Origin of the sequence: Acinetobacter legionensis (genome assembly GCF_048551735.1) — a bacterium.
In the GTDB taxonomy this organism is placed as follows: domain Bacteria; phylum Pseudomonadota; class Gammaproteobacteria; order Pseudomonadales; family Moraxellaceae; genus Acinetobacter.
On record NZ_JBIMBV010000030.1, the window covers coordinates 1 to 17101 of the forward strand.

Here is a 17101-nt window from a genome sequence, read left to right on the forward strand (position 1 = left end):
AGAGGCAAAAACTAAAGTCTTAAGCAACAAATAAATTTTCAAATTAATTCTCTAACCCACCCTGCGTGGGTTTTCTTTTGTCTATTAAAGCATAAAAGATTCAAATAATATCGGAATAAAAATAAAAATATCGGATTACCTATTGACTAATAATATCGGAAGTGCGATATTTACCTCATACACAAACAAAAGCCCACTTAGACGGCAAATCACAAGTGGGCTTGTACTCAGTACGAGGTAATTATGTCACACAAAAAACCACAACGTCTACTGACGATCGAACAGATTTCGAATCGTCGCTTATGGGATAAGGCTCAAAGCTTATTCCTTGGCTCAATCATCATCTTTTTAATCGGTGCGATGTTCTATATCGCTTTGGTAAGGGGGTGAGTATGGAGGCTTGTACTTTTGAGCGTTTCAGCAAAGATATCGAAAATCACGAACTCACAATCAATTTAGATCAAGGCTTATTTCGTGATTTAACAATTAAGCGCCCTAACACAAGTAGCTATTACTACAACATCACTACTCGCCCAGGATTATTAATGATTAGTGGTGATATGGGTTGTTATGTGTTTGAACGTCTTTCAGACATGTTTAAGTTTTTCCGTGGTGAATCTGATGAGATTAATCCGTGTTATTGGTCTGAAAAAATAGAGGCTGGCGAATTCAAAAGATACTCACCAGAAAAAGCACGCGATGCCCTTAATCAAGAATTTGAAAACTGGAAAGAATGTACAGATTTTGATGAAGAACAAATAGCTGAAGAAAAAGAATATTTGGATCAAATCGATACTGACGACGAGTTTGAATTTGTAGATGCAATTCGTAATTGGGTGCCAAATAAAGATGGCGTTCAGTTAGATGATTTTTGGGAACGCAGCACTAATGATTACACCTTTCATTATATCTGGTGCTGTTACGCAATAGTGCATGCAATCAAGTTGTATGACGCAGTCAAGGAGCCACAATAATGAATATGCTTTCTAAACAACCTATTTATGGCATCGATTACATTCATTGCGTCAACTGTGGTCGCACCGTTCAAAACAAAACAGCCTTAGGCGCAAATGGTCACTCATGGAATTGTTCATGTGGTTGGTTTAAAAACATTTGGTCTTGCAAAGTGGCTTAGGAGAATAACAAATGGCTATTCAAATTATTACGGCTGATCAAGCGCTTACCGTTAAGGCAATCATCACATATATCTATGCCGATCCTGGTCTTGGTAAAACTTCGATGGGTTTCACTGGTGATAAAGCAATCTCGTTTGACTTCGATAAAGGCTCACATCGTACAGGTGAATTACGTCGTGGTGCCGTGGTACCGGTTCAGAAGTGGACTGACATTGGCAATCTGACTGAGCAAGACTTGGCACCTTACAACACAATTGTTTTGGATACTGTGGGCGCAATGCTTGAGTGCATTAAGTCTTACTTACTATCAATTCCTAATAATCGTCAAAAAGACAATACATTGAAATTAAAGGCACAAGGTGCTGCAAATGTAATGTTTAAGAACTATGTGCATATGCTCATTAGCATGGGTAAAGATGTTGTTTTCTTGGCTCATGCTTCTGAAGATCAAAATGGTGATCAAGTGATTTATCGTCCAGATTTAGGCGGTAAAAATCGAAATGAACTATATCGAATCGCAGATGTTATGGGCTATTTAACCACTGTCAGAACTCAAGAAGGTAAAACAGCACGAGTTATTAACTTCAATCCATCTGACACACATCATGCTAAAAATGCGGGTGCTTTAGGCGGTGAAACTGGTGAGGTTTGGGTACCAGATTTAAAAGAAAATCCAATGTTCTTGGCAGATTTAATCAACCAAGCAAAGGATCACATTAACACCTTAACCCCTGCTCAATTGGCAGCAAGTAAGGCTATTGAAGAGTTTAATAACTTTGCTCAAAGCTGTGAAGAAGCGGTATATGCAAGTGATCTGAATCAATTAACTGAATCATTAGATAAAGAACACACTTTCTATCACAACATGCGTCAATCAATGGTTAAGCGAGCTAAAGAGCTTGGATGTGTATTTGATAAAGAACGTAATGCTTGGTCTAACCCGCCTGAATTTAACGCTATATCAGATGTTCAGCGTGATGAACTTCAAGACATTATTTCTTTGAACAATCTCGATGTTAAAGAAGTCTGTGAACATTTAGGTATAGACGCCCTTTCAGCAATTGAATTATCTCATTTCTCAGACGTTAAAGCAGAAATCACACGTATTGCAGTGGAAGGCTTCAATACTGAGGGAGTGACTCAATGACAGCATATTTAGCAATTATGGCAAATGGTGAAAGTGTTGATGCTGTGCGCATCGGCACTCACTTTGAAAGCTTAACCGGTGAAATCCTAGAACCAATCTCGCTTGTCAATTTTGATCTAATTACACGTGATCAATATGCATTTGAGTCAGATTTCAAAAAGTACACGATGAAAGCCGATTTCAGTAAATTTGACAGTCTTGTTTATCGAAATTCATTCACCGATGCAGCTTACAAACTATGGCGTATTCGTGGCGGATTGCCAATCAATGACCCTGAATACAAGGTAATCGAAAAACATACCTATATTCCGCAATCCTCTATCTACCGTGGTCGTCGAGGTGAATCATGACCCTCCTAAAACTTTACTTTCAACTTTGGCAAATGGCGTGGTGGTTGTGATGGAAAAACAAATCAAAATTCAAGACATTGATATCGACACAACACCAAGTGTTATTGCTCAAAATGTATTTTTACAGGCTGTTTCACCAGTTGTCGCAGTCTTAGAAAAAGAAGGCCGTGAATCAGTAAAAGAGTTCACCTTCTGTTCAATGTGGCTGGCAATGGGTTTGTATATAAACAATTTAAGCACTTCAGACGCAGAGAAAGCATTAAACCATGCAACCTTAAATGTGATTAAAGAGCTTAAAAAAATGCGAGGTGAAGTGTGATGGAAATTAAATATTTACTTGTGAAAGCACATGTTCGCTACTGGGAAGATTCAACAATCAATGGCGTAGAAGATGATGAAAACGGTGAGAATATCCCTTGTAAACAAGGCGAAATGTGGTGCCCTAAAATTGATATTACTACAGGCATTATACAAAACTGGGAAATTGGCAAGACTGCAAGCATTCATTACAAAGTAGCAGATTGTTGTGGTTGGGAATTATTGGATGAAAGTAATTATGTAATTTCATCTCAAGAAGAGGGGTATGTTCCAAACACACTGTCACCTGCTGAACGTGGATATGGTGATTACATCATCATGAATATTAATGAAAACGGTCAAATAGACAAATGGAAGTTTTCACTTAATGACTTTCAAAACGACTAATTAAATTCAAGCAAAAATCTGCGCATTATCATCAAAAAATAGGATTTTTCGCAAGGTTTTGCACATAGGTGATGAGATGGATATTAAAGAAATAGAAACATTGAAGGCTGAGATTGAAAGATTTAAAACTGAATTTAGAGGTACATTTGTTTATGACAACCTTCTGTTAACGCTTACAGATGATCAAATTTTTGATTATTTAAGCATTAAAAATAACAGAGTTATGTTTAACAAACACCAAACGCGTCAAATGTGGGATTTGTGGCAATCGGCCAAAGCCACCCCTGAAGGGTTTGTTTTGGTGCCGAAACAACCAACTCCAAAAATGATTGATGCGACATGGAATTTTGATGAGGAAATTCAAGACATGAGCCATAACTCACGTAATGAATTTATCTATAACGCCATGATTGCAGCAGCACAGGAGCCAACCAATGACTGAAATTCAACAAACAAACATTGCTGTAGCCAACTACATCATTGATGAGCTTTACCGCGATAAGCCTTTCACCATGTCTCTTGATTTCAATCAGACTGTTGCATTGAGTGAAATCTTGTCGGAATCTCGCCATTTGCATAGCAATTGTATTAATGCGTTAGCCGTTGAGGTGCGAGTTCATGTAATCAACGATAATGGTTTAAAGTTCCCTATTACAGATAAAAACGCTGACGTTATCTATCACGTACTGTCAAATTATATTGCAGTATATGAGAAGCCGAAAAACTGCATTGATACATTCATTGCAAGCGGTGAATTTGATAAGGCTTTTCGTGATGTGTTTGGGTTGCCAAGTGAAGTGGTTAAGAGTTTGGGAGAAGTGGCGTGAATTGGATTAGTGTTGAAAATAAACGCCCAGTATATGGGCAGCCAATCTTAATTGTAGTGGATGGTGTTACTCAAAATATAACTTACATGCTAGATGGTTCAGATGACAGTCCAGATTGGTGTGAGCCATATTTTTTTGAACATGATGATTGCTGCAAAATGTGGTGGGATAAAGTAACTCACTGGATACCACTGCCAAAACCACCGAAAGAAGAAAAGGAGGAAGGTTGATGGAAGAACTGCCACACGTGATTATTCACAAGACTACGGAATACCCTACTGGCTTAAAATCAGCTAATGAAATTGCTGGACCTGATACATTGCCTTTGGAAAAACTTATTGCTTATGCTGAATCAGGGTATTTACCACATTATAGAATTGATGGTGGGGATTATCTATTTAAGGTTTCGGAAGTTAAAAGTTGGATTTCTAAAAACCTTATGGTTCGTTGCAATGGTGCTGATTTACCATTTAATTTAAAAATCACAGTGCCAGCAGAACAAATTACAGAACAAGCGCCATTTAGTATATGTAATTTGAAAGGGTTACAGCAGGTTCCCAAATACGGTTTTAACTCTGGTGTCTACTTCTTATGTTGGGGTACCGAGGTTGTATATGTTGGACAAAGCACAAATCCATCAGCACGCATTGCAAGCCATGTGTCTGAAGCTAAAAAAATATTTGATCGAGTGTATTTATTACCAGTGCCAGAACATGATTTAAATAATGTTGAGGGTGCATTTATTGATGCACTTAAACCAAAATATCAAGGCGGTATGCGTTCTGGTAAAGGTAAGCCACTTTTACCACCAATGACACGTACCACTAAAGAGACTTTTGCAATTTATGAAATGGAGGTGAGATAATGAAATGGTACTCTATGACACAGGTTGCCAGTGAATTAGGTGTATGTCTAAATACTTTCAAAAAATACTATTTAGAGAAATATCCACCAGATCAGGAATTTGGAGTTCAAAAAAAATATACTGCATCAACCGTGGTGCGAATGAAAAAAGAAATATTAAAGGAAGGTGCTTAATTAGCGCCTTTCATCCAGCTATCTACTTGTTCAGAATACCACTTCATCAACTCTACCCTTTCATCCCAATATTCAGCTCTGTTGTAGATGCCGCGAATACGATCTTTAGGAACGTGCGCAATTTGATATTCAATTACATCAGGCCTGAATAGTTTTGAGTTATTGGTGTGGGTAGAGAATAAAGATCGAAAACCATGTGTAACCATCTGCCCTGCATAACCATTTCGCTTAATAATTGCTAGAATACTTTCAGAACGAACATGCTCACCATGATTGCGAGTGTGCTTAAAAATATATCCATTATCTGTCTTATGATCATATAGCTCTTTAAATAGCGAGTAAGTTTGATCAGTCAAAGGTACAACATGATCTCTACGCATTTTCATACGAGATGCTGGAATCACCCACTGTCTATTTTCTAAATCGATTTCGCCACTATCCCAACGGGATTGAAGTAACTCAGAAATACGAACGGCTGTGTAACATGCGAGCTTAAGTGCGTGTAACAGTTCTGGTGTAACATTGCTTTGTGTTACACGCTTCCAAAATTCAGGCATTTGCTCTGCATCAAGACTCGGCATATTACGAACGGTTTGCTGTGGGATGACATCAGAAATCAAAGTACATGGATTTTTTTGGGTATAGTCTGAAGCAATAGCAAAGTTAAAGATTTCATTTAGTAATCGAAGTGAGCGTTTAGCAGTTTCAAGTGTTCCCTTATTCACTATTTCTTTTACTTTTTTTACAATCGTTTTTCTATCAACTTCATCAATCGGCTGATTTTTAAAATCTTCAGTAATATAATTCAGTCTATAAATAACTGTATCTATGTACTTTTTACTGGACCAACGTGGCGTCATTAGTTTAAGCCACTCTTCAATCACAGCATTTACTGATGGTGAATTTAGCATTTTGCCTTGCGCTTCAGCTTTACACTGACGAGCTAACTGGCGGGCGTCTTTGCATCCTAGTTCAGGGTATTCACCTAAATTCTTTCTAGTCTGTTTTCCATTTACCCGGTATGAAATGATCCATTTCTTTTTACCTGTAGGAAATACATCAACTGACAAACCCTCACCATCTGCAAGTGAATATCTTTTTTCTTTTGGTTTTAAAGCTTTTACTTGTGAGTCTGAAAGCATAATTCACCTGTTACACGCGTGTCACACCTGTGTAACATCATATAGTGATAGTGCGTGATTTTCAAATAATGCCTGTCTATGTCCATGATAGATATTCAGGCATTAAAAAAGCCCTGAAACTGTTAAATTTCAAGACCTTATTAAGTTTCATGATACATCGTATAACTAAGTGACAGATCATGATTTACAAATTTGGTGGAGATGGCGGGAGTTGAACCCGCGTCCGCCAACACTACACTCGAGAATACTACATGCTTAGATATCGTCAATTATTTTAACATTAAGTGACCCGACGAACAGGGTACAAAACGCGATCCTCTAAGTTTAGTATAAAGCCCCGAGGCTTGACTTTATACGGACTTGTGTGCGTGCGCTACAGTCGGGTCCACTGACCACAAGTATTCAGTGAAGCGGACAAGCTGCCCTTAGGCAGCTAGAGCGTAAGATTCGTCGTTTGCGACTAAAATATGCAAATTTGATTTACGAGAGAAAATGCGCTCTCGGCATGCATCTATGAGCTTCATCATCGGCGTCGAAGCCAATAACATCCCCAGATAACACAGCTATCATAACATAATTGTTGCAAATTAAGCAGATAATTCACTACATTTATATCAAATGATGCGCCTAGTTCTATAATTGCGCTACTATCACTATTTTTCAAGGGACAAATATAAAAAAGATGAGCTATTTACTCTCACTTGATCAAGGAACGACCTCTAGCAGAGCAATTATCTTCGATGAGCGTGGAAAGGTATATGCCTCTGCTCAACGCGAAACCCAAATTAAAACCCCGCATTCTGGATGGGTTGAACAAGATGCGATGGAGATTTGGACAACACAAATCACCGTCGTACAGCAAGCAATCGCATCGGCAAGACTATTGGCCAAAGACATTAAAGCACTTGGTTTAACCAACCAACGTGAAACTACGGTGGTTTGGGATAAGAGAACAGGAAAACCACTTGCTCCTGCCATTGTATGGCAAGACCGACGCGCTACAGACTGGTGCAATCAGTTAGTTCAAAACAATTTATCTGAAAAAATACACAAAAAAACCGGATTAAGAATAGATCCTTATTTTAGTGCTGGAAAACTGGTTTGGTTATTGGAAAATATACAAGGCTTAAGAGCGCTTGCTGAACAAAATCATGTGGCATTCGGGACAGTCGACAGCTGGTTAATTTGGAATTTAACCCAAGGTTCAGAGCATGTCATCGAAGCAAGTAATGCTTCACGCACCATGCTGATGAATTTAAAAACACAGCAATGGGATGCTGAATTAATTGAATTTTTTAATATCCCGGTGAGTGTTCTACCTAAAATCATTCAATCCGATTGTTATATTGCCAATACAGCCACAGGGCTTCTTGGTGCGGAAATTCCAATTTGTGGTGTATTAGGGGATCAACAGTCTGCACTCTTTGGGCAATCATGCTTTGAAGCTGGAACAGCCAAAAATACTTATGGGACAGGCTGCTTTATGCTGTTCAATACAGGAACTGATATTCAATATAGCAAAAATAAATTACTCACCACCTTAGCATGGAAATGCCAGGACCAATCGCATTATGCCTTAGAAGGCAGTGTATTTATGGCTGGGGCGATTGTGCAATGGTTAAGAGATGGTTTAGGAATTATCAAAAATAGTGCTGAAGTTGAAAAGTTAGCTTGCCAAGTCGACACTACAGATGGTGTCGTTCTGGTTCCTGCATTTACAGGTCTAGGAGCACCACATTGGGATAGTGAAGCACGCGCTTTACTCTGTGGAATGTCACGTGGAACCAATAAATCACATATTGCCAGAGCTGCCTTAGAATCAATTGCTTTTCAAGTTTCAGACGTTTTAACTGCAATGCAATCAGATATCGCCCACCCCTTAAAACAATTACGTGTGGATGGTGGTGCAAGTCAAAATGATATGCTAATGCAATTTCAGGCAGATATTTTAAATGTACCTGTGCTACGCCCTAAACTTTTAGAATCTACCGCTTGGGGCGCTGCGGCATTAGCAGGATTAAAGGCAGGTGTTTTTAATAATCTCAGTGAAATTTCCGAATCTTGGCAATTAGATCGTGCTTTTGAGCCGAAGATGAGCGCAGACCAAAGACAATATCACCTAAGCTTATGGAATGGTGCGTTGCAGCGTGCAAAGTCCAATTAACAATTCTGCTTAGAAAAGCTTGGCTAAAGTGAAAGATAAAATTCAAGATGAAATTTTAGCCAAGCTTGTTCAGTTTAAAGTCTTTCAACAAACAGAACCCCATTTAAATGGTCGATTTCATGTTGCACAATACGTGCAGGAAAACCATGAAATTGCTGAATAATCTTTTCGCCAGTGAGGGTAAAAAATTGTACAGTAACTGCTTCAGCACGAGCCACTTGCCCTCTTTCATTGGGCACACTTAAACATCCTTCCTCACCCAAGATAGTCTGTTCAGATTTTTCTAAGATTTCAGGATTAATCATTGTAATTGCATCCATTTCAGGAGCATCTGGATAACGAGGATTCGCTCTTGAAGCAACAATAATCACCCGTTTAGAAACATACACTTGTGGTGCGGCGATCCCAACACCATTACGCTCTAACATGGTGGTCTGTAAGGCCTTGGATAATTCGTTTAACCAAGTACTTGAAAACTCAGCTTCAGCCACAGGTACTGCGATTAATTTTAAAACGTCTTCGCCACGTTGGGCGACAGGTAGCATGGCACTCATTATCTTGTACCTTGATCAAATGTAAATCGAATAAATATGAGTTTAGCATTTGAAATGCAATTTCCAATTCAATTATTGTGCAAAAGTATGTGATTATGTACAAATGAGTTTCTATTTATCCAAACCAAATGACAGCTTGTCTTTTAAGCCGTTTTTAATCATGATCGTGTAAATAACAAACGTCCAGTCTATCGTTGAAAATAATGAATACAGCATCCCTATTTTTAGGCTTGATATTTAGCTCAATTGGCTTAGGCTATTTTATTTATGGAAAAAGACAGAGAATGAATATACCTTTTATCTGTGGCATGACTTTGATGATTTTTCCTTATTTTATTGAAAATACAATGATTATGTCTGTATGCGGTATTATTCTGAGTCTTATTCCGTGGTTAATTCGCATGTAAATGATCAATATTCAACCCGATTGAAATTTAGCTTAATACAATCCTTTTAAAGAAAAATGATTTTTAAATAACCTCGATCACATATAAAAATAAGTAGGATGTATAAAAATAAATATTGATTTTTTAAGTAAAAAATAGTCAATTAAAATGATTACATTCAATCTCTATTTTAAGGCATTGCATCATCATGGACGAAAAATTGGGCCTCAATAAGGAAGCGAAAAGAACGCTTGCGTTGTCTTCTTTGGGCGGTGCGCTCGAATTTTATGATTTCGTTATTTATGTATTTTACGCAAAAATCATTGCTGAACTATTTTTCCCCAGCTCTTTAAGTCCATTTTGGGCAATGCTGAATACTTATGGAATTTTTGCGGCAGGATATTTCTTCCGTCCGTTAGGTGGCGTGATCATGGCGCATTTTGGTGACCTCGTAGGACGTAAGAGACTGTTTAGCTTATCCATTTTACTGATGGCACTCCCTACTTTGTTCATCGGTGTAATGCCAACATATGCAGACATTGGTTTAGCTGCCCCGCTGTTATTGTTGTTAATGCGCGTGGTTCAAGGCATTGCAATTGGTGGAGAAATTCCTGCGGCATGGACATTTGTTTCAGAGCATGTACCGACAAAGAAAATTGGTTTTGCCAATGGTTTGCTTACCGCGGGTTTGTCACTGGGGATCTTATTAGGCGCTGTGATGTCGCTGTTTATTTCACTTAAGTTTAGTGAAGCAGAAATCCATGCTTGGGCTTGGCGTCTCCCGTTTATAGTCGGCGGAGTTTTTGGATTAATTGCCTTATATCTAAGAAGTTATCTTAAAGAAACTCCTGTATTTAAAGCGATGGAGGCGCGTAAAGAACTCTCAAAAGATCTACCCATCAAGCAAGTTTTGGCATCACATAAATCTGCTGTTTTAATTGGGATGTTGTTCACTTGGTTCTTAACTGGTTGTGTTGTAGTGATTATCCTATCTACTCCAAATTTACTGACCACCACATTTAACTTTCAACGTGCAGACGCATTTCAGATGCAAAGCATGGCGATTCTCATGCAAATGCTGGGTTGTATATTGGCAGGTTTGCTCGCTGACCGTTTTGGTTCAGGGCGCGTTATTTGTTTGGGATCGCTCAGTGTGGCAATCACCGCAAGTATTTTTTATTACAGCTTAGGTCATACCGCTCATTCAACGATCTTCGGATTGTACATGTTACTTGGGCTATTTTCTGGCACAGTCGGTGTGGTTTCCTATAGCTTGGTCAAGATGTTTCCCGCCCCAATTCGCTTTTCAGGAATATCATTTTCATACAATGTTGCATACGCGATTGCAGGTGGCCTGACCCTGCCATTAGTCCAATGGATAAGTTTATATCGTGATATTGGTGCTGTGTACTATATTGTTGTGCTTTGTCTAATCACCCTTATCACAAGTCTAGTTTATCGTAAAAAATTTGAAACAGTTTAACGGCGTTGTTTATATTCAAATGAATGCGGAAGTTCTACTTCAAAGAAATGACAAACCTGATTGCGCCCCTTATTTTTTGCCAAATATAGGGCCTGATCAGCCTGACGAATCAACTCCTCTTTTGTTGTTAAAAAAGGATTCGTTGATACTGCGACACCAAAACTAGCTGTCACTTTGAGCGTCTGTTGATGATCTAATCGTATTTCTTCTTTTTCAATTGCTTGACGGCATCTCTCAGCCAGTCTCAGCGCATTTTCTAATGCACCATTGTTCAAGAGAATAATAAACTCTTCTCCCCCAAATCGTCCAACAACATCCTGTTCACGAATATTTTCAGTCAAAATTTTTGCAACCTGTTTTAAAACTGCATCCCCAATATCGTGTCCATACTGATCATTAACACTCTTAAAATAATCTAAATCTAATAACACAATCGCAAAAGAGCTTTGCTGCTGTTTTAATAAATCAATATTCTCACCAATCCTCCTTCTGTTATAAATACCTGTAAGTGGATCTAGAACGCTAATTCGCTGAATCATTTGCTCTCTTTTGCGCCATTGAATTAAGAGAACCTCGAATAAAACGAGACTTGCAAAAAAAATCGGAATATAAAAATACAACATGCAAAACACCCAAAATGTATTTTTATATAGCGACATCGATTGTAAGTGTTCACTAAAAATTGGTGCATAAGTCATTTTATTCATTAGGCTTAATCCAAGGCTGATCAACATAAAACCAGTGATTGGAATGATGATGAGATACACCACTTTTCGTTCAAATAATACCAGTGCCACCGTGACTAAGCTGACATAACCTGCACTTGATGCTGGACTAAAAACTCCGATGCAATGTGCACCAAAAACAAAGATAAGACCAAAATATGCGATGGTTATATACGGTATTATTATTTCAAAAATAGAAATTTTATTTAAAGCACGAATAATAAAAATAAGCGTAAAAAAACCCAATGCTGAAAAAGACAATAATCTGATGTAGGTTGGATAAAAATCCTGATTAATCCAAGCTTGTAGCTCAACTTGAGCGTTGCTAAAAAACCACCAGACAATCCATGATAAAACAGCAACACCTCCCAAGAGGAGCACAAGAGTACACTTCTTAAGATTACTCCAATTCATAATCATGACATCATGCATGAAGTGTTCCGTTGAGCACTGTATTGCCACTCTATTTTTTTGTTTCATATAATAACTAATCCATAAATTTGTAAATTTCTATCCGTTGTTTTATTTATCTGTATCTATCACTTAAATATAACATTCTAGCTATTTTATGTAAGTGTATTTCAAAACATAGATTTTTATTCTAAATAAACCTTAAGGTTAGGATATTAACCTTCATATTCCTTGCAAATATTTCCTAAAGAACTATCATTTTATTACGTTTATTTTATCAATTTAGATTTTAAGTTTTCCTAAAATTTCAATGAGTAAAGTTATTTTCACTTACCCACTTTGACCGAATTCAACTATTATTTAATAGCTTTATTTGTCAACCTTTAGCCTATTTGGACATATACGTTGAGTTGGATACAAGCACTTTTTAAAATAAGATTTTCCGCCTTTATCATTTTTATTGTTAATTTACTCTAATTTATTTTTATTTTATATTTTAACTTTCTAAAAGTTAATTTCAGCCGTGTCAAAAATTGAAATATCCAATTAGGCTAGTCTTGATCTGGGACCTGAGTATTAATCATCATACTGTTTTAAAACAACAAGCCATCACTACTTTTATTTAAATTCAGTACATACATCACTTTATCATCATCTCTCCAAAATTACTAAAATACAATTGAAGTAAAAATCAAATAAAAATATTTTTTTCAAACACTTAACAAACATACTTGGCTTTATATTTTTTTATAAACTCTAATATTTTTACTGTTAAATTTTAAAACGATAGAAGTTGATTGAATTTCTATATTAAAAATCAGCTCTCTAAATTTGATCTGAATACAAAATTCTTCTGCGCCATCATCCAAACCAGAAGTATTCCAAATTGTACCCTGTGGAAATTGATCTAACCATTGGGCTTTGTAAAAATCAGAGACTGAATCAAAGTCAAGATAATGCTCAGGTTGAGCCATGATTTTTTCAACAAGTTGTTCAAAATTTTGTTTTTGTAATTGAACAAAATCAATAATCATGGCAGCCCCTTAAATGATGTTAAATTCCATTATACATGCTACTCGTTTGTTTCTTTTTGACCTGTTCCCATTGCCACCATCCAAATGCAGCCAGTCCGACAAACGCTGCATACAAAGCAGCTGTTAGGAATAATTCTTTATACATAAACATGCCGACATAGACAATATCAACAAAGACCCAAAGCACCCAAGTCGCAATATGTTTACGGCTGGTCCAATAGGTTGCCAGTAAACTAAATGCAGCCAATTGGGAATCTAAAATAGGCAAAGCTGCATCAGTAAAATAGTGCAACGATAACCCAAATACTCCCCCTCCAACAGCAGCGATGATCATTTGTAGAATTACGGTTTGTACGGCAATCGGCTCTATTCGAATCTCATGAACTTGCTGCTTGCCTTTTAGCCAGTGATAAAAGCCATAAAAATTCACCACCATAAAGAACAATTGTAAGATTGTCTCACCATATAATTTAAATTCAAAGAATAAATAGGCATATAAAACAAAGGCAAAGAAATTAAATACCCAACACCACATATTTCGCTTAATCGTCAATGTGACACCAATAATACTGATAATAACCGCAAATATTTCTAATGGTGACATGGTAAAAAGCTAATAATGAGAGTTAAGGCTATTATGAAAAAATACAGGATGATTGCAAGCAAAACGAACACTAAAATTGAGATGAGGATCTGAAATATAATTTTTGAATCAAAATTCCCAAAAAACGTTATTGTTTTGCGTTTATTTTAATGGCTACGGCAATAAGAAGAATTCATTAAAAAATATAGAATTGTCTTTAAATTACAATTTGCGAATATAATTTTTTAAATGGTGCCTCTTTAAAGATGATACCAAATAGATAAATCAGTCCTCCACGACGAATTGATCATTTCTTTTGAAATATGCAATTTAAGATTTGAAATATGGAAAAATCAACCTAATAGCGCATAGAAACTGTCTGTTTTACATTTAAAAATCACATAAATAACTGATTAAAAAAAAGCGCAACAGAGCATATTTCCAGTCAATAATATGTTTAAAAACATTTATTAAGGTATTATTTTTAGTTGATGTCGATCACATTTCAATCATCTTTACGAGATTTAACACTTGTTTACGTGAATACCAATGAATTTACAGAGGGGAACCTCTACTATCAAACTTAAGTTATGAACAATCCCCAATGTTCATAACATTTCTCCTTAACCGAACTGTGAAAGCAGATTCGTTGTTCTACGCAGTGATCACCCCAATCATTGCGTATTTTTTTGTCTTCAGTTCCCTCTGTAAACTCAATCAGTTATAAGGAATAGTTGGCTAAAATGCAAGCATTACTTTTCAACCAATTCTCATAATATGAAACAATATATTAAATTATAAGATATTGATTTTAATTAATATCATAAAATATTTTGTTGCAACAATACGACAAAACCGATAAACTTAATTTATTAATTGAATTAACTGATGATCATTTAATTATTCAGTTCAAATTAAAAATTTTATTTATAAAAACGCGCGACAATAATTTAGAGTAGAACAATATGTGGGAATTATTTACACACTCATCCAACTTACTGTTTAGCGTGAGTCTTTGCCTGATGTTTTTATTGGGTATTGTGGAGTGTTTACTCCTTATTATTGGTTCAACCTCACAAGGTTTCTTAGACCAGTTTATTCCAGATCAACTCTTAGAAACTCATCATGCAGATGTAGACATTCATACAGATCACAATCTTTTGGTTCAGCTGTTAGATTGGCTCTATCTTGGCCGTGTCCCCGTCTTGGTTTGGTTGATCATTTTTCTAACTGTTTATGCGTTATTTGGTTTTATTGCGCAAAGTATTTTTTTCAATTTCACTGGAAATTATTTTTCAATTTGGATTATTGCGCCAGCCAGTCTTTTTTTATCTATGCCGATTGTGCGAGTGTGTGCAGCACTCATTGCAAAAATTTTACCAAAAGATGAAACCACTGCAATTCACAGTGACGAATTGATTGGTCGTACAGCTCAGATTATTTTAGGCGAAGCAAAACAAAACTATCCTGCACAAGCCAAAGTTATCGATCAATTTGGACAGACACATTATATTTTGGTTGAACCAGAATTAAATGAAATCTTCCAACAAGGTCAAAGTGTGATTTTGACACAAAGAACAAAACTAGGCTTTCAAGCAACTCCACTTTAATTTTTCAATAACAAACCTAGGTATAATAAAATGTTGAATTCAAATTTATATCAAATCCTTGTTTTAGCAGGCATTATATTGATGGCACTGATTGTCATCGGGGTTATTATCGCCCGCCTGTATAAACGCTCAAGTAAAGAAGTTTCTTTTGTCCGTACTGGTTTTGGCGGTGAAAAAGTCATTTTAAATGGTGGCGCAATTGTATTGCCAGTTTTACATGAAGTGATTCCCGTCAATATGAACACCCTTCGTCTTGAAGTCAAACGTGCCACAGATCAAGCGTTGATTACTCGTGATCGTATGCGTGTGGATGTGATGGCTGAATTTTATGTACGTGTTAAACCAACCGCTGAATCTATTGCGACAGCCGCCCAAACCTTGGGTAAAAAAACGATGTCACCACAAGAACTCAAAGATTTGGTGGAAGGTAAATTTGTAGACTCACTGCGTGCTGTTGCCGCTGAAATGGCAATGGAGGAATTACATGAAAAACGGGTTGATTTTGTTCAAAAAGTTCAGCAAGTTGTTTCTGAAGATCTGTTTAAAAATGGCTTAGAATTAGAAACGGTTTCACTGACCGGTTTAGACCAAACCAGTTTTGAATATTTTAATCCTCAAAATGCTTTCGATGCAGAAGGTTTAACTAAACTAACTGAAACAATTGAAGACCGCCGTAAAAAACGCAATGACATTGAACAAGACAATGACTTAGCCATTAAAGCAAAAAACTTAGAAACAGAACAAGCACGCTTGCAAATTCTACGTGAAGAGGAATATGCAAAACTTCAGCAAGAACGTGAAATCGCCATTCGTAAAGCTGAGCAATCGGCAGAAATTGCAACACAAGAAGCCGCAAAAAAACGCGAAGCAGAAGAAGCTCAGATTGCCGCTGAACGTGAAGTCGAATTAAAGCGTATTGCGTCTGCACGTGATGTTGAAAATGAAAATATTCAAAAAGCACAGCTGATCCAAAAAGCCCAAGTTGAACAGAAGAAAACCATTGAATTGGCCGAACAAGATCGTGCAATTGCGATTGCTGAAAAATCACGTGCTGAATCTGAAGCTAAAGCATTGGCTGACCAAGCACGTGCACAAGCTGTAAAAGCGGAAGAAGAAGTGACAACTGTTCGTGAAACTCAGCGTGCAGAGCGTTTAAAAGCCGTTGAATTGGTGGCTGCAAAGCAAGTTGCTGAAACAGATGCGATTGCGATTACTGTAGCAGCAGAGGCCGCTAAACAGGCAGCTGCAGATGATGCTGAAGCAGTCCGTATTGCAGCACAAGCGGATGCTGAAAAAATACGTTTAAAAGCCAAAGGTGAAGCAGATGCAAAAATGTTGCTTGCTGCGGCACAAGAAAAGCAATATCAAGTCGACGCTGAAGGTACGCGTGCAGTCAATGAAGCCAACAACGTGCTATCAACAGAACAAGTTGAGATGCAAATCCGTTTAGCCTTATTGAAATACTTACCTGAAATCATTCGTGAAAGTGTTAAACCAATGGAGAATATTGATGATATCAAGATTCTCCAGGTCAATGGTTTAGGCGGTATGGCAGGTTCAAATGCAACAGGTGAATCTGTTGAACAAAATCAAATTGCTTTGTCTGATCAAGTGGTCAATAGTGCGCTGCGCTATCGTTCTCAAGCCCCACTGATTGATAGCTTAATGAATGAGTTAGGCATTAAAGGCGGAGATATTAATGGTTTAACGCAATCGTTAAAACCAAGCAATGACTAATACAACTCATCTCCTATTTAATTAATTACCAGCCTCTGTCATCAGGGGCTTTTTATTACATAAATTTTT

At 37.1% G+C, this 17101-nt stretch carries 22 protein-coding genes and 1 other RNA gene; 17 read left to right on the forward strand and 6 right to left on the reverse strand.

The window, feature by feature from the left end; genetic code table 11:
• Positions 1–243 precede the first annotated feature (243 nt).
• The 12 genes from ACG9ZL_RS19555 (at position 244) to ACG9ZL_RS19610 (ending at position 5203) form a co-directional block, all read left to right on the forward strand.
• A complete protein-coding gene (locus ACG9ZL_RS19555; RefSeq protein ID WP_171287898.1) occupies positions 244–390 on the forward strand; it encodes a hypothetical protein in 147 nt (48 codons plus the stop codon).
• Positions 391–392: 2 nt separating this feature from the next.
• Complete coding sequence (locus tag ACG9ZL_RS19560) at positions 393–974, forward strand: hypothetical protein (RefSeq protein WP_419361337.1); 582 nt, start codon at positions 393–395, stop codon at positions 972–974.
• On the forward strand, positions 974–1135 hold the full coding sequence (locus tag ACG9ZL_RS19565) for a hypothetical protein (protein WP_419361339.1): 162 nt from the start codon (positions 974–976) through the stop codon (positions 1133–1135). Before ACG9ZL_RS19560 ends, ACG9ZL_RS19565 begins: the two co-directional genes overlap by 1 nt.
• An 11-nt stretch (positions 1136–1146) precedes the next feature.
• Positions 1147–2283 (forward strand): ATP-binding protein, encoded by a 1137-nt coding sequence (locus ACG9ZL_RS19570; protein ID WP_419361342.1) that lies wholly within the window; start codon positions 1147–1149, stop codon positions 2281–2283.
• Positions 2280–2633: an acetyl esterase gene (locus ACG9ZL_RS19575; RefSeq protein ID WP_419361345.1), complete on the forward strand. Its 354-nt coding sequence runs from the start codon at positions 2280–2282 to the stop codon at positions 2631–2633. The genes ACG9ZL_RS19570 and ACG9ZL_RS19575 overlap by 4 nt, the downstream gene beginning before the upstream one ends.
• Entirely contained in the window at positions 2623–2952 is a 330-nt protein-coding gene (locus ACG9ZL_RS19580) for a hypothetical protein (protein ID WP_419361347.1), read from the forward strand. Before ACG9ZL_RS19575 ends, ACG9ZL_RS19580 begins: the two co-directional genes overlap by 11 nt.
• Positions 2952–3338, forward strand: a complete 387-nt coding sequence (locus tag ACG9ZL_RS19585; protein WP_419361349.1) for a hypothetical protein — start codon at positions 2952–2954, stop codon at positions 3336–3338. The genes ACG9ZL_RS19580 and ACG9ZL_RS19585 overlap by 1 nt, the downstream gene beginning before the upstream one ends.
• 76 nt (positions 3339–3414) lie before the next feature.
• Positions 3415–3780, forward strand: coding sequence for a hypothetical protein (locus ACG9ZL_RS19590; RefSeq protein WP_419361351.1), 366 nt, complete (start codon positions 3415–3417; stop codon positions 3778–3780).
• Positions 3773–4165: a hypothetical protein gene (locus ACG9ZL_RS19595; protein ID WP_419361353.1), complete on the forward strand. Its 393-nt coding sequence runs from the start codon at positions 3773–3775 to the stop codon at positions 4163–4165. The genes ACG9ZL_RS19590 and ACG9ZL_RS19595 overlap by 8 nt, the downstream gene beginning before the upstream one ends.
• The gene (locus tag ACG9ZL_RS19600; protein WP_419361355.1) at positions 4162–4395 is read left to right on the forward strand and encodes a DUF551 domain-containing protein; all 234 of its coding nucleotides are present in this window, start codon (positions 4162–4164) and stop codon (positions 4393–4395) included. The genes ACG9ZL_RS19595 and ACG9ZL_RS19600 overlap by 4 nt, the downstream gene beginning before the upstream one ends.
• The gene (locus ACG9ZL_RS19605; RefSeq protein ID WP_287838984.1) at positions 4395–5030 is read left to right on the forward strand and encodes a GIY-YIG nuclease family protein; all 636 of its coding nucleotides are present in this window, start codon (positions 4395–4397) and stop codon (positions 5028–5030) included. Before ACG9ZL_RS19600 ends, ACG9ZL_RS19605 begins: the two co-directional genes overlap by 1 nt.
• The gene (locus tag ACG9ZL_RS19610; protein ID WP_004723623.1) at positions 5030–5203 is read left to right on the forward strand and encodes a hypothetical protein; all 174 of its coding nucleotides are present in this window, start codon (positions 5030–5032) and stop codon (positions 5201–5203) included. The genes ACG9ZL_RS19605 and ACG9ZL_RS19610 overlap by 1 nt, the downstream gene beginning before the upstream one ends.
• Here ACG9ZL_RS19610 and ACG9ZL_RS19615 read toward each other — a convergent pair.
• Both ACG9ZL_RS19615 and ssrA read right to left on the reverse strand, forming a co-directional pair.
• Positions 5200–6345, reverse strand: coding sequence for a tyrosine-type recombinase/integrase (locus ACG9ZL_RS19615; RefSeq protein WP_419361358.1), 1146 nt, complete (start codon positions 6343–6345; stop codon positions 5200–5202). The genes ACG9ZL_RS19610 and ACG9ZL_RS19615 overlap by 4 nt on opposite strands.
• A gap of 193 nt (positions 6346–6538) precedes the next feature.
• Positions 6539–6897, reverse strand: a transfer-messenger RNA (tmRNA) gene (gene ssrA, locus ACG9ZL_RS19620).
• Between the two features lie 130 nt (positions 6898–7027).
• On the opposite strand from ssrA, the gene glpK reads away from it, so the two are divergent.
• The gene (gene glpK, locus ACG9ZL_RS19625) at positions 7028–8509 is read left to right on the forward strand and encodes a glycerol kinase GlpK (RefSeq protein WP_419328229.1); all 1482 of its coding nucleotides are present in this window, start codon (positions 7028–7030) and stop codon (positions 8507–8509) included.
• 74 nt (positions 8510–8583) lie between these two features.
• On the opposite strand, the gene def is transcribed toward glpK, so the two are convergent.
• Positions 8584–9063: a peptide deformylase gene (gene def / locus ACG9ZL_RS19630; RefSeq protein WP_419361360.1), complete on the reverse strand. Its 480-nt coding sequence runs from the start codon at positions 9061–9063 to the stop codon at positions 8584–8586.
• Positions 9064–9266: 203 nt separating this feature from the next.
• On the opposite strand from def, the gene ACG9ZL_RS19635 reads away from it, so the two are divergent.
• Together ACG9ZL_RS19635 and ACG9ZL_RS19640 are read left to right on the forward strand one after the other, a co-directional pair.
• Positions 9267–9470: an amino acid transport protein gene (locus ACG9ZL_RS19635; RefSeq protein ID WP_419328228.1), complete on the forward strand. Its 204-nt coding sequence runs from the start codon at positions 9267–9269 to the stop codon at positions 9468–9470.
• Between the two features lie 187 nt (positions 9471–9657).
• Positions 9658–10932 carry an MFS transporter gene (locus ACG9ZL_RS19640; protein WP_419361362.1) on the forward strand — a complete coding sequence of 425 codons (1275 nt, stop codon included), beginning with the start codon at positions 9658–9660 and terminating at the stop codon, positions 10930–10932.
• On the opposite strand, the gene ACG9ZL_RS19645 is transcribed toward ACG9ZL_RS19640, so the two are convergent.
• The 3 genes from ACG9ZL_RS19645 to pnuC form a co-directional block, all read right to left on the reverse strand.
• Complete coding sequence (locus ACG9ZL_RS19645; RefSeq protein ID WP_336952036.1) at positions 10929–12071, reverse strand: GGDEF domain-containing protein; 1143 nt, start codon at positions 12069–12071, stop codon at positions 10929–10931. The genes ACG9ZL_RS19640 and ACG9ZL_RS19645 overlap by 4 nt on opposite strands.
• A gap of 734 nt (positions 12072–12805) precedes the next feature.
• A complete protein-coding gene (locus ACG9ZL_RS19650; protein ID WP_336952037.1) occupies positions 12806–13102 on the reverse strand; it encodes a hypothetical protein in 297 nt (98 codons plus the stop codon).
• 19 nt (positions 13103–13121) lie between these two features.
• Complete coding sequence (pnuC, locus tag ACG9ZL_RS19655) at positions 13122–13706, reverse strand: nicotinamide riboside transporter PnuC (protein ID WP_419361364.1); 585 nt, start codon at positions 13704–13706, stop codon at positions 13122–13124.
• Between the two features lie 944 nt (positions 13707–14650).
• Between pnuC and ACG9ZL_RS19660 the strand changes: the two genes are divergently transcribed.
• Both ACG9ZL_RS19660 and ACG9ZL_RS19665 read left to right on the forward strand, forming a co-directional pair.
• Positions 14651–15295 (forward strand): YqiJ family protein, encoded by a 645-nt coding sequence (locus ACG9ZL_RS19660; RefSeq protein WP_419328225.1) that lies wholly within the window; start codon positions 14651–14653, stop codon positions 15293–15295.
• A 30-nt stretch (positions 15296–15325) separates the two neighbouring features.
• Positions 15326–17032, forward strand: a complete 1707-nt coding sequence (locus tag ACG9ZL_RS19665; protein ID WP_419361367.1) for a flotillin family protein — start codon at positions 15326–15328, stop codon at positions 17030–17032.
• Positions 17033–17101 lie beyond the last annotated feature (69 nt).

Excerpts from the sequence above, each read along its gene's own strand:
- ACG9ZL_RS19605 (WP_287838984.1), top strand. The coding sequence starts at position 4,395 with ATGGAAGAACTGCCACACGTGATTATTCACAAGACTACGGAATACCCT.
- ACG9ZL_RS19565 (WP_419361339.1), top strand. The coding sequence starts at position 974 with ATGAATATGCTTTCTAAACAACCTATTTATGGCATCGATTACATTCAT.
- ACG9ZL_RS19665 (WP_419361367.1), top strand. The coding sequence starts at position 15,326 with ATGTTGAATTCAAATTTATATCAAATCCTTGTTTTAGCAGGCATTATA.
- ACG9ZL_RS19640 (WP_419361362.1), top strand. The coding sequence starts at position 9,658 with ATGGACGAAAAATTGGGCCTCAATAAGGAAGCGAAAAGAACGCTTGCG.
- ACG9ZL_RS19575 (WP_419361345.1), top strand. The coding sequence starts at position 2,280 with ATGACAGCATATTTAGCAATTATGGCAAATGGTGAAAGTGTTGATGCT.
- ACG9ZL_RS19595 (WP_419361353.1), top strand. The coding sequence starts at position 3,773 with ATGACTGAAATTCAACAAACAAACATTGCTGTAGCCAACTACATCATT.
- ACG9ZL_RS19570 (WP_419361342.1), top strand. The coding sequence starts at position 1,147 with ATGGCTATTCAAATTATTACGGCTGATCAAGCGCTTACCGTTAAGGCA.
- glpK (WP_419328229.1), top strand. The coding sequence starts at position 7,028 with ATGAGCTATTTACTCTCACTTGATCAAGGAACGACCTCTAGCAGAGCA.
- pnuC (WP_419361364.1), bottom strand. The coding sequence starts at position 13,706 with ATGTCACCATTAGAAATATTTGCGGTTATTATCAGTATTATTGGTGTC.
- ACG9ZL_RS19585 (WP_419361349.1), top strand. The coding sequence starts at position 2,952 with ATGGAAATTAAATATTTACTTGTGAAAGCACATGTTCGCTACTGGGAA.
- ACG9ZL_RS19590 (WP_419361351.1), top strand. The coding sequence starts at position 3,415 with ATGGATATTAAAGAAATAGAAACATTGAAGGCTGAGATTGAAAGATTT.
- ACG9ZL_RS19560 (WP_419361337.1), top strand. The coding sequence starts at position 393 with ATGGAGGCTTGTACTTTTGAGCGTTTCAGCAAAGATATCGAAAATCAC.
- ACG9ZL_RS19650 (WP_336952037.1), bottom strand. The coding sequence starts at position 13,102 with ATGATTATTGATTTTGTTCAATTACAAAAACAAAATTTTGAACAACTT.
- ACG9ZL_RS19660 (WP_419328225.1), top strand. The coding sequence starts at position 14,651 with ATGTGGGAATTATTTACACACTCATCCAACTTACTGTTTAGCGTGAGT.
- ACG9ZL_RS19615 (WP_419361358.1), bottom strand. The coding sequence starts at position 6,345 with ATGCTTTCAGACTCACAAGTAAAAGCTTTAAAACCAAAAGAAAAAAGA.
- ACG9ZL_RS19635 (WP_419328228.1), top strand. The coding sequence starts at position 9,267 with ATGAATACAGCATCCCTATTTTTAGGCTTGATATTTAGCTCAATTGGC.
- ACG9ZL_RS19610 (WP_004723623.1), top strand. The coding sequence starts at position 5,030 with ATGAAATGGTACTCTATGACACAGGTTGCCAGTGAATTAGGTGTATGT.
- ACG9ZL_RS19555 (WP_171287898.1), top strand. The coding sequence starts at position 244 with ATGTCACACAAAAAACCACAACGTCTACTGACGATCGAACAGATTTCG.
- ACG9ZL_RS19645 (WP_336952036.1), bottom strand. The coding sequence starts at position 12,071 with ATGAATTGGAGTAATCTTAAGAAGTGTACTCTTGTGCTCCTCTTGGGA.
- def (WP_419361360.1), bottom strand. The coding sequence starts at position 9,063 with ATGAGTGCCATGCTACCTGTCGCCCAACGTGGCGAAGACGTTTTAAAA.